Origin of the sequence: Sphingobacterium sp. UBA5789, from assembly GCF_002418355.1 — a bacterium.
In the GTDB taxonomy this organism is placed as follows: Bacteria; Bacteroidota; Bacteroidia; order Sphingobacteriales; family Sphingobacteriaceae; genus Sphingobacterium.
Genome location: NZ_DIDX01000001.1, coordinates 1,226,641 through 1,238,294, shown reverse-complemented (window position 1 = coordinate 1,238,294; position 11,654 = coordinate 1,226,641). Strand labels below are relative to the sequence as shown.

General features: G+C 37.2%; 12 protein-coding genes. 5 read left to right on the top strand and 7 right to left on the bottom strand.

The features are described from left to right. Positions 1 to 103 precede the first annotated feature (103 nt). Together B4B65_RS05345 and B4B65_RS05340 are read right to left on the bottom strand one after the other, a co-directional pair. Positions 104 to 616, bottom strand: coding sequence for a hypothetical protein (locus B4B65_RS05345; protein ID WP_293914058.1), 513 nt, complete (start codon positions 614 to 616; stop codon positions 104 to 106). A 230-nt stretch (positions 617 to 846) separates the two neighbouring features. After that, positions 847 to 1,725: an NmrA family NAD(P)-binding protein gene (locus tag B4B65_RS05340; protein WP_293914056.1), complete on the bottom strand. Its 879-nt coding sequence runs from the start codon at positions 1,723 to 1,725 to the stop codon at positions 847 to 849. Between the two features lie 76 nt (positions 1,726 to 1,801). Here B4B65_RS05340 and B4B65_RS05335 point away from each other — a divergent pair, with 76 nt between their 5' ends. Then, entirely contained in the window at positions 1,802 to 2,170 is a 369-nt protein-coding gene (locus B4B65_RS05335) for a winged helix-turn-helix transcriptional regulator (protein WP_293914054.1), read from the top strand. 337 nt (positions 2,171 to 2,507) lie between these two features. After that, the gene (locus tag B4B65_RS05330; protein ID WP_293914052.1) at positions 2,508 to 3,635 is read left to right on the top strand and encodes a fatty acid desaturase; all 1,128 of its coding nucleotides are present in this window, start codon (positions 2,508 to 2,510) and stop codon (positions 3,633 to 3,635) included. 65 nt (positions 3,636 to 3,700) lie between these two features. Here the strand turns inward: B4B65_RS05330 and B4B65_RS05325 are convergent, their stop codons facing one another. From B4B65_RS05325 to B4B65_RS05315, 3 genes are read right to left on the bottom strand one after another with little or no spacing between them, the layout of a single operon-like run. Continuing rightward, a complete protein-coding gene (locus tag B4B65_RS05325; protein WP_293914050.1) occupies positions 3,701 to 5,308 on the bottom strand; it encodes a hypothetical protein in 1,608 nt (535 codons plus the stop codon). 44 nt (positions 5,309 to 5,352) lie between these two features. Continuing rightward, positions 5,353 to 5,859 (bottom strand): DMP19 family protein, encoded by a 507-nt coding sequence (locus B4B65_RS05320; protein ID WP_293914048.1) that lies wholly within the window; start codon positions 5,857 to 5,859, stop codon positions 5,353 to 5,355. A gap of 28 nt (positions 5,860 to 5,887) precedes the next feature. Continuing rightward, positions 5,888 to 6,373 carry a hypothetical protein gene (locus B4B65_RS05315; RefSeq protein ID WP_293914046.1) on the bottom strand — a complete coding sequence of 162 codons (486 nt, stop codon included), beginning with the start codon at positions 6,371 to 6,373 and terminating at the stop codon, positions 5,888 to 5,890. Between the two features lie 359 nt (positions 6,374 to 6,732). Here B4B65_RS05315 and B4B65_RS05310 point away from each other — a divergent pair, with 359 nt between their 5' ends. From B4B65_RS05310 to B4B65_RS05300, 3 genes are all read left to right on the top strand, one after another. After that, complete coding sequence (locus B4B65_RS05310) at positions 6,733 to 8,649, top strand: sensor histidine kinase (RefSeq protein ID WP_293914044.1); 1,917 nt, start codon at positions 6,733 to 6,735, stop codon at positions 8,647 to 8,649. A 5-nt stretch (positions 8,650 to 8,654) separates the two neighbouring features. Then, positions 8,655 to 9,392 carry a LytR/AlgR family response regulator transcription factor gene (locus tag B4B65_RS05305; RefSeq protein WP_293914042.1) on the top strand — a complete coding sequence of 246 codons (738 nt, stop codon included), beginning with the start codon at positions 8,655 to 8,657 and terminating at the stop codon, positions 9,390 to 9,392. Between the two features lie 124 nt (positions 9,393 to 9,516). After that, on the top strand, positions 9,517 to 9,846 hold the full coding sequence (locus B4B65_RS05300) for a DUF4870 domain-containing protein (RefSeq protein ID WP_293914040.1): 330 nt from the start codon (positions 9,517 to 9,519) through the stop codon (positions 9,844 to 9,846). Between the two features lie 106 nt (positions 9,847 to 9,952). Here the strand turns inward: B4B65_RS05300 and B4B65_RS05295 are convergent, their stop codons facing one another. Then, entirely contained in the window at positions 9,953 to 10,621 is a 669-nt protein-coding gene (locus tag B4B65_RS05295; protein WP_293914038.1) for a hypothetical protein, read from the bottom strand. 177 nt (positions 10,622 to 10,798) lie between these two features. Further along, positions 10,799 to 11,641: a GNAT family N-acetyltransferase gene (locus B4B65_RS05290; protein WP_293914036.1), complete on the bottom strand. Its 843-nt coding sequence runs from the start codon at positions 11,639 to 11,641 to the stop codon at positions 10,799 to 10,801. Between the last annotated feature and the right edge of the window lie 13 nt (positions 11,642 to 11,654).

Below are 11,654 nucleotides of genomic sequence, written 5' to 3'. Positions count from 1 at the left end.
ACACATTACTTCCAAACCTTTTTATTCATTAAAACTTAACTACCTGATAACTTGAAGTATAAAATGAAATTTTAAGAAGACCGGGACTGCCGAACTATGGCTTTTACATGTTATAATAGAAATAAATAAGTAGTAGAACCAACAACAGAACAATTACACCAATTAACAGGAAGTTTGGTTTACGGTGTCCTAATACTTCTTCATTATAGCTATGAAAGGGAGATGCTTTGATCACGGACTCATCCTGAGCATAGAATTCTTCCATATCTATTAATACCTGATTATCGGGCATCAGCCTTTTTACAGCTCCCCATACGGGATGAGTAGGGTTTACATTTTCATAAACTACACCATCATTATCCTGATAGGTGACCTGAATTTTGCCGTGTACGTATTTTGCAACAGCTTTCTCTTGGATAATCTGCCCTGAAACAGGAACTTTTACAGTCGATACACCTTGTTCTATTTCTGTAACTACCATATAAGCATCTTTCAGGTTACATTGTGTACGATCCGCTACATATTTAATAGCCGCCATCTTACCTTCTCCCAAAATAACATTTCTGATGTCATCTCTTTCGACAGAAACACCATTAATGCTTAAAAAATCGCTCATACATTATTGTAATTAAATAACAGAATTAAAACAGGAAAATGAATTTAGGAAATACATATTGTAAATACAACTTTAGAGAGAATTTTATACAATAGAGAGACCGAAAATAGGTATAATCAGCAAACAGGATGTAAGACAACAGATCATCATATGATTATATAAAAAAAGTCAGGCAAATTGCCTGACTCCTGATTTCAAAACAGAATTTTCTGCATAACTGATAATTTCTTTTAAAATCTGCCTGCAAATTCTTTCGCAAAATCTTCTAATTTCACTTTCCCGGTTGGGTCTACACCCTTACTTCTGAAATCTTCCTGAATTTTCCCGGCACGTATCCCTGCTCCCATTTCTACATATAATCCGGCAATCTCTTCAGGTACACCAGCCTGTACCATACCCTGCAATGCTTCTTCATCCGTAAACTCTACCCAAGGCAATTCAGGTTTACTAATTTCATTCCCTAACACATTCGCCACATCGCCTGCGGTACGGAAATCACTAACTATATATTCTATAGCCATTCCTGTAAAAGGTTGCTCCAGTTTTTCCGCAGCAGCCATTGCTATATCAAACGGATGAACCAAAGGGATATGGGTAGTGGCTGGATAATTTGCCCCAGTAATCCCCGCTGCCTTTATTAAAGGCATATCGTTATAAAAATTTGTAAAGAAGTAACCAGCCCTCAGGAAAGTAACTGCGACACCTTCTAATTCTGTATATACTTTTTCAATATGATGTAATGCGGCTATCGGCCCGTTTCCATCCGGCAGGTCGGCACCAATACTGCTTAACATGACTACACGAGACACTGCAGATTCTTTTATGGCTTGTGCCATTGCCTTACCAGCCTCTACTGTATTATTGATAATATGGCTTCCTCCCATATTTGGAGGCGTCATTGCAAAAACTGCAGCTGCATCTTTAAAAGCATTTCGAAGAAAAGAAACATCATTTATTGATCCTATAGCAGCGACGGCACCTAACTTTTCTATCTCTTGTTTACGGTCTTCACTATGGCTTACCACAGTTACATCATGTCCGGACTGAAGAAGTCTCTCCGTTAAAAATCTTCCTATGTTCCCTAAAGAACCTGTAATCGTAATTTTCATATATTTCGTTTTTTAATTAAACAAAGTTATATTTGCACTTACTTAAATACAAGTACTTACCCTTAAGTATGTATATATGACAGCAATCAAAGAAAGTTCAACTATACAAGAAAACAAGCGATATGCTTTGTCTCAGTGTCCTGTAACCTATGTAATGGAGAAAATAGGCGGTTATTGGAAACCTATTATTATATATCATTTACACACTGGGGACAAACGGTACAGTGAACTGAAAAGAGCTATTCCCGCTATAACAGAAAAAGTGCTGATTCAACATCTTAAGCAATTAGAAGCTGACCAACTTATCATCAGAGAAGCAAAACCCGTAGTACCACCCTTTGTCACTTACAGATTGAGTGCCGCAGGAAAAGGTCTGTTTCCGGTAATTGACGAAATGGCCAACTGGGCTTTTCGGGATATGGAAAAACAGTTTGACGGGAAATAGTTAAACTTGTGCTATAGAGTTATCATTACAATATCTATATATTTTCATAGAGCAATTTTAGTAAATCCTTTTACTTTCTGATGCAAAAGGATTCACATTTCGAATACCGCTGTTTATAAATCATCATCCTATCTAAGGTGCACACACCTACTTTATACATATATTCTGCAAGAAGTTGACTTATATGTTAATTTCCTGTATTTATATACATACGAGAGATGCTTCTTCCCTATTCATGAAAAATTGTTATCATTTAGTCTTTTTTTTATGTTATCATTGTAATTCGATCCGAAATACATAGTGATTGATATCAAACTAAAGCTAAATCTAAAACACCATGTCATTTTTAGATCATGTACTACAACGTCCATCTTATGGATGGAAAGACGATAATGGAAATCTTATCAAACCAACTAAAGGTGAGATTCTCAAAGAATTTTTCAGCAGACTCAATATTGTAAAAGACCGGCACAACTGGCTTCCTTTTTTCAGTTGGCTAAAAGTATTTTGCCTTATTCCCTTTTTCTTTATTTTTCTGATTAACTATTTAAGCTGGGGAACACTAATTGCTGCATTTGTATATAGCATGATCATAATGGGCACTCACGGTACGATATGGCATCACCGCTATTGTACACATGGAGCTTATAAATTCAAGAATGGTTTTTGGAGATTCTTCACGCAGAATCTTACTATAAATGTTATACCGGAAGAAATTTATGTCATCTCTCATCATGTTCATCATGCCAAGTCGGATCAGCCCGGCGATCCGTATAATGCACAAGCTGGCTTTCTATACTGCTTTCTTGCGGATGTGAATCATCAGCCTATTGCTAAAGATCTCAGCGAATCGGACTATAACCGTGTAAAATTATTAATGAAACATACTGGTGTGCCAGCGAATACGTATACACAATATCAAAAGTGGGGATCGTATGTCAATCCCGGATATGCCGTTCTATCCTGGGTACTCAACTGGTCCTTCTGGTATCTTGCTTTTTACCTGATGGGAGGACACGCTCTGGCGTGCAGCCTTTTTGGTGCTGCCGGTTTCTGGGCGGTCGGTGTACGTACATTTAACTATGAAGGACACGCCAAGGGAGAAGATAAGCAACGTGAAGGAACAGATTTTAGCGAGAATGATAAGTCGATCAATCAACTCTGGCCGGGAATAGTTGCAGGAGAATGGCACAATAACCACCACCTATTTCCTAAAAGTGCCAGAAGCGGATTTCAGCCACATCAGGTAGATCTGGCCTGGTATTATATCAAATTATTACATCAGGTTGGGGCAGTAAGCTCGTACAGGGACGATAAAAAAAGATTTTACGATCAGTATCATAATCCTTATCTCAAAATTAAAGCAGAGCAAAATGCTCCTCTTTCAAGAGTAAAGAAAGAACAACTGGTAGCAGCACCTGTCATAAATACGGAGTTAACAGTTGAACAGGATCTTACAAAATAAACAAACAATATAAAAAGGTGAATAGTGAACAGACTCCGCTGAGAGGGTATGGAAATTGCAGTATTTTACAATTCCTGATCCTCCAGATAGCTCTGGTTTTCATATAATAGCGCCGTATCGATTTTAGCATACCAGTGCAATGCTTCCTGATAAAGCTGCCAGTCATACAGAAATACTTTGATACGCTTATCCACAACTGAATAACGATCTGAAGTCCGTCCTTCCTGACTGGAGGCATAGTATAATTCACAATATTGAGGACTCACAACCGTATCAGGACGGAAATAAAATGTACGCAGATCAAATACATCTCCTTTTATTTCCTGCGCCACATCTATACTGCCTACAAGTCCTCGTGCATCATGCAGTCTCAGGGTAAAACAGTAATAATTATACCAAAAATAGCTCTTGTCTAAATCCCAGTAATCATTATATTTAAGCTGCACAACAGGTAGGTTCAAATATTGAAGCAGATTTTCAACTTTGACTGTTTCTCTGAACTTAGTATAAAAATATGCTCCACACTTAGCTCTTTCTAACAATTCTGTCCAGAGCAACTGCAACTCTTCTAAATAAAAAGATTCCGTAGTCTGCTCAAAAACATTAGAAAAAGAATCATTAGAATCTTTACGATAAACAGCGCTTAGAGACTTCTTCTTCTCATTTTTACGGAATAAGGTCTTCAATGATAAAGCAGTCCCTTCTTCCTCTTCGATACAGATAAAAAAGGTCAGACCTGAATCATGCGTAAACATGACATGTCCATGCTCTTCAAATTTTTCATAATGTATCTGAACCTCATAATTCTTCCATTCATAATACTGATAATTGTCCTTACTATGCATTCTGCTAATTTCTAACAGCTTTTCAAAGTTTTGCAATTGCAGTCCAAATGATTCCTCATCATTAAAATGGCTTTCTCCAAATTCATTGGGAATCCCACTTAAAATAAGGTTCTGCTTTTCTTCTTCAGAAAGAATGTCAATATCTCTTAACAGAATAGGCTGTTTCTTTTTCAGTAAACGAATAGCTGTGGAACGTGACATCCAATCTTTCCAGGTAAACAGATCTTCTATTTCCACATCATTTTCTGTATACAACATCGCTTTTTCAAAGATTGCATAAGGAATAGCAGGATCAAAGACATCATCTTCACAGTCATGATCGCACAGAAAGAAGTCCGCCTTAATCCTGACCTTATTATAATCATAATGATATTCTTCGGTAGCTGCAAATACCCGTGCAGAGGTATAGCCCTTTACAATCAGGTCCCCGTGATTATAATGTCCCCAGAAACAGTCTTTAATATTCAGGTTACCTGACACATACAACTCCTGCCCGCCGATAAGCATATTTTCTGCATGGATATTGCCCAACACGTACAACCCTGTAGATCCATCAGTCTCATAATTATAAATATTGTTTGCCCGCAGGTTGCCATCCACCAGAATAGCACTACATATCACCTCCTCCGGACTGCTTTCCCCGGATTCGACAGAAAAGTTTAGAGAAACCAACGGATCATCAAGGTCCAGATTTTCAACTTCATAATCCCCTTCCAAAAATAACACCCCGTACTCATCAAATTCACCGTTATTTTTTTCATTGCGATCATACATCCAGCTATCCTTTGGCATTTTATGTTTGATATCCCTAAATTTTACAAGTTTCATAGTGCTGTTGAGTTCTGTAGAATGTGTGTTATAAACCAGACTATCTATACTATTTTGACAAAGTCTGTTATATGATTTTCTATGTATGTTCGAAATCTTCTGACTTCATCCTCCATCATTTCATAGAATAAATCATCAAAAGGTTCAAATTCTTTAAAACTCTTACAAAGGGTAGAAAATTCCCGAAGATCCCTCTCCTCTTCCAGATAATCTTTATGTTTCAGATAAATCACATTTGCCTCCTTCAATAATCTGGCAGTTGCCATCAAAGTCCATCTTTCCAGATCTTCAATAAACACCGGGTCAAAAACGAATGCCCCATAACCATTATGTATCAGTTGTAGGAAACCACCATTTGTCACCTGTCCGTACAGCGCATCATATATCAGTAGTGTATGCTGGTCATCACACAGTTGATCAAGGATTACATTTTCATCATCCACTTCATCAATTGCATTCTGATAGGGATCGAGAATCTTGTATATAAAATCCCAATCCTTATCTAAGTGACCTTTGAACTGTTCTTTCTCTATAATCGGCAAAAACTCCATGTTAAACTGTTCTTTTATTTGCTAAAACTTAAGGTTTAATATCCAGACCATCTATAATTAATGTTCCGCATCGGATACTCATATATGCAGAACTGTAATCGTTTGTAAACTGATCATTCAAAGCATCCAGAACGGCAGATGTAAACTCAATCTTACGGGAAGGTAATTTTTTATAGGTATCTGTAAGTACTATATGTCCGTTAAGACCATTTTTATTCTTTATAAAAGCACTCAGCAATTTAATGTTTTGTCTGTCCAGCGCTATTCCGATATCATAAAGTCTAACATGCTCTTTACTCGTTACCTCTCTGGAAAGAGAATCGGAAACAAGTGTCTCATTCAGACCCCGGTTAAAAGAAATAGTTGCCGAAGTCAGTGGCGCGATGATCTCTTCATTGCCCTGCCTGACCGTCATTTCAATCCTCATACGTCTTTCATCTATCTGTTGTGCCTGTGCCATACTCAGACATAAACAAAGGATTACTATCAAACCGAACATTTTTTTTGTATCCATAAGATTTGCTATTAAATATGTATGTGGAACAAGATTAAAAATTGCTGCATTAATCAGCAAGCTCTAATTGGTAAATGGGTGCTTTCGATTTTTATTTGGAAGCTTCCTTCCTGCATACAGAAATCTGAATCATTTAAAATGTCAAAAAAGCGTACAATAAAGCTCTTCTTTTATCAAAAAACTTATTTGACATATTTTGCATGTACCTGTATAATTGGTACTTTAGTCCTCTTTTTAAGATGTTGATGAAGACTTATTTGAATATTTTTCCATCCTTTCAAAACTGGATTTATCCGGTTATTACCCTTTGTTTTACAGTAATTATACTCTTTCTTAGCAATCCGGCAGAAGCTCAAAAAATGTCTTCTATCGAAAAAATGGCAAGTGAGGGATATGCTCTGCGGTTTACCGATTCAACATCAAGTCTGAACATCCAGATGGAAGCTCTGGAACTGGCCAGGAAAAATAAAAACAAAGAAGATGAAGCGATATGTTACGCATATCTGGCACTGACGCATCGCCGTCTTTTACATCTCAGGGAATTTACACATTATGCTGAACTTTCCTATGATATCGCTGCCACTACATCAGACAAAAGGGCAAAAGCACACGCTGCAATGGTAATGGCATGTCTCCGTTCCTATATTGATGATAAATCCAATGCAATAGATTATTTTTTGCAGGCTTACGACCTCTTTATAAAACTTAAGGATTACGATATGTGTGCACGTAACGGAGCAGATATATCATACCTATTTTCCTCAGGTTCGCAGATCAAAGTAAAAAAATATGCAGATGAAGCGCTGCGTTATGCGATCAAATCCGGAAATCCCGAAAGCATATTATATGCGCGTCTGGCTGTGGGCAGCTACCTTTCGGACGCAGTAAGCTCCGGAAATTTACCCCAATGGTCGGAAACCGTTTTATTTTTTAAAGAAACAATACGCCTGGTAGAGAAAGATGAAGAGAAAATTGTAAGTAAAAGTAATATAGGGGTCGCCTACATCAATCTTGCCGTATTATATATGAATGGTCCTCAGCCTGTAGATGAAGAAGCTTTTCTTTTCAATCTGGAAAAAGCTACATCCATGTCGAAGCAGTATGACCTTAAAAACATATACCGCAGCTCAATAGGCCTCAAGGGTCAGTATTTCATGCAAAAGGGAGAATATCAATATGCCGAAAATCTGTTTAAAGAAGGTCTTGATTACCAACTGACACTTCCCTACAAGGACAATGATGTATTAGCCACTTTCTACAGTTGTCTCAAAGAGGTCGCCATTTTACAAAGTAATTATAAAGCTTATTATGAATATGATAAGCTCTTTGCAAAATATAATCGTCAGAAACACGATCATACCACACAACAAATGTTGCAAAATGCGGACGTCCGGTATGAATCTGAGAAGAAAATATCCCGCATACAGCAATTGGAACAGGAAAACAAATTGCAGGAGAAAAATAAGCTCCTCGGTTATGCCATCGCAGCTGTATTACTGATTGGACTCATCTTTATGTACCGCTCTTATTACTACAGACAGCGATACTATCAGAACAGAGAGGACATTCTGCAACAGCAACAGGCTAACAATGCGCTCAAAGTGCAGCTTATGGAAAAGGAAACACTGGAAAATCTTGCAGAAAAGTTAGCTCTTGAACGACGATTGCTCCGCTCCCAGATGGACCCGCATTTCATTTTCAATGCATTGGGCAATATACAAAGTATGATTCTTCAGCATGATCCCACAATGGCAGTGACCTACCTGGGAAAATTTGCAAAGCTGACCAGGCAAATATTGGAACAATCCCGTATGGAAACCATTACACTGGAAGATGAGATTCAGACATTACGCAATTATATTGAATTACAGCAGTTGAGGCTTAACAATAGTTTTGACTATGAGATCCATTGCAAGGACGACATAGATACTGACATCCTTTTACCTCCCCTTTTAATCCAGCCTTTTATAGAGAATGCTGTAGAACATGGCCTAAAACCTTTGCTTGATCGCAAGGGCTTGTTAACTATATCCTTTAATGTCAATGAAGAAGATAATATCCTTATCTGCACAATCACAGATAACGGAATAGGTCTCAAAGAATCCCGAAATAGAAGGCCGAAAGATGCACATCGTTCACTGTCTTCCCAAATCACAGACGAACGTCTCCGTCTTATGCTTAAAGACAACCCGCTTATCGGATTCCAAACAGAGGAAAGGGATACAACTGATAACAGTCCGGGTTGTGTTGTGATTTTAAAAATCCCTATAAATTAATTCATATGTACAGAACTATTATCATTGAAGATGAATACCATTTGAGGGAAGCTCTTTCTATAATGCTGGAAATTACAGCTCCGGCAAAAGTGCAGATTGTAGGTTATGCCGAAAGTGCTGAGGAAGCAGTAAGGTTGATTGACAGACTTAAACCTGACCTTATCTTTATGGACATTATGCTTAAAAATGGAAGTGGATTTGATGTTTTACAGCAAGTAGCATTCCGGTCATTTCATCTTATTTTCACTACGGCTTATGAGGAACATGCCATCCGTGCTTTTAAATTCAGCGCAATAGATTACCTGCTAAAACCTATAGATCCTGAGGATCTAAAAACTGCTATTGACCGCATAGCGCAATTTCGTGGAAAATTTCTGGAGGAAAGTCAGGTATCAGAGTTAACGCAAAACCTCAGAAAGAGCCCTGATAAAATTGTTTTGCCAACACAGGAAGCTATGCATGTTGTCAAAATAGACCAGATTATCCGGTGCGAGACATCAGGATCTTATACTACCTTTTTTCTAACCGGTGCCAAAAATATTATTGTTTCAAAACCGCTTAAGAATTATGAGGATATCCTCATACCACCCTTATTCTTCAGGGTGCATCAATCCCATCTAATCAACACCAATTACATCACAAGCTTTTCTAGAGAAGGTCTGATTTATATGGAAGATAAAACTACAGTACCTGTATCCAGAGCAAAAAAGGAGTCCTTTTTTAAATTAATGAAGTCTGATTGATCAATCACTCCATACGCTTATACAACCAAACCGTACAAATACCAATTCAAAGTGACCGAAGACAAATCCGGCTTAGGAGATCGGCCGAATGGTTCATACTTTTAGGCATATAAATAAAATAATTATGGACAAAAAGACACTTTCTATCTTAAGTTATGTGACAATCATCGGATGGATTGTTGCTTATTTAAAAAGCAAAGATTTACAACCCAAGAGTGATTTAGTAAGTTATCATCTCAAACAGGGGTTTGGATTCTTTATTTTATCAGTAGTTATCAATGTTGCACTTTCTATCATTGTGTTTATAGTACCGGCTTTAAGTTTTCTAAGCTACATCGGTATTATTCTGTTTATCCTTTGGATATTCGGTCTCATCAATGCTGTCAATGAGCAAAAGAAGCCTATTCCCGTTGTAGGAAAAATGTTTGAAGACAAATTTGATTTCATTGATTAAACAGCTTTCCTGTTACTTTTATCAGGTGCTAATAAGATAAACAATTCAGTGGTGCGTTTTAAATAGTGGATGCCTCAGCAACAGCTGGGGCATCTTTGCAATACAACTATTTTACTTTAGGAAACTGTGTTTTCAAATATTTAAACTGCTTATCATTTCGGTTTCCTTCATAGATTTTTAACGCTATTGTATGGTCATTTACCCAAGTCAATTCTTCAATTGACCAGTTCCTGGAATAGTATTTAAAAGCAGGTTTTACTCCTTTTATTCCCATTCCATTCGTTATATGGAAAACAAAAATTTCCGTTCTGCTTTCATAGTAATTACTATAATCCGGACCATCATAAGAAGAGCATACTAACATTTGAGTACATGATGGAGAAAGTAAAGTCATTGCTATTCCTGAATCATAACTGGACGGCAGAAGCAATTTCTTATTTGTATTGTTTTCACAAAGATATGTTTCACAGATTTCCTTGCAATCCTGGGCTATATACATATTTGAACCTTGTATAAAACGGCTTGAATCTATAACACAGCTGGTCGTGTATTTATCTTTATAAGCACGAAACTCTGCTCCGGATATCTCAGTAAAATTTAGTTTCAGCTCAAAATATAAAGAGTCATGATAAATTTCAACCGAATCCTTAATACTGCGAATTTTATCATAATTCCGGTTATTCTCTGTGTGCATATGCGTGATCGATGATATCGCATCCTGTTTACAGAAAACAAGCAAAAACAGTGTTGTCAGTATGGGTATCAAAGTTTTCATATCGTATTTAGAAATGAAAACATCCATAAATCAATTTTAGTACCATCGTATTTATTTTTTTATCGTTTCCGCCTTGTTGATCTGATCCTTTTATGCTATTTAAGAATTCCGATATAATTTACAGCATCTTTTTCACAAAAACTAATATGGAATGCTGCTATTTTGACTACAACTGGTTTACAGCATTCTCAACATTTCAAATTGTGCAAGTTTAAAGGAAAGTCCAAGACTTTTTATAAATAATAATGTCGCTTTTGAAGTATGATCAACATTATTAATAAACAGCTCCTGTTTTGAAAGAGTAGCAGACACATAGGATATCATACTCGTCGCAATTCCTTGCCGGCGATAGTTCGGAGCTACCGATATCTGCTGAATCCTTCGGCTGACAGGATTAAAAACAACATAACCTGCTAATGCATTCTGCTGATATGCTCCGACAATACGGCAATGATCTATACTGTCCTCTAAAGTTCTCACGCTATTCTGCCATGAAGGCTGTATATCCCAGAATGATGTGAAAACCGGCCATTGGAATTCTTTAATTTCTCTTATCTCGATATCCGGAACCGGATCGGAAGTTTGTACGATACCGCTAAAACAGTCTAGTTTTCTATGGACTGAATAACCTAATTTTTCATAAACGCGGATAGCAGATTGGTTTCCTTCAATAACTTCCAGAATCATTTGTTTCACGCCAAGCTCATTTAATTTTGGCAACAATTTATCATACATCGCCCCCACGAACCCTCTGCCTCTGTAATCCGGCACTACTCCCGTTGCTGCATTGTAAGCAACAAGCTCATCTCCGATCTTGCGAAGTCCATGCAATACAAAAGCAACTAATCTCTTCGAAGAGTAAACTCCAAAAGATAAATCCATACGGATTCCTTCTGTAAAAATCTTAAACTTTAGCTGATCCAAATTAAGTTGAAAAGGCACAATATAATCTGAAAAGGCCATATTAATAACCTGCAGAAGTTGCTCAGGATCTGTATTTTCTAAACTTTGTATTTTCATTTTTGGGCGTTAT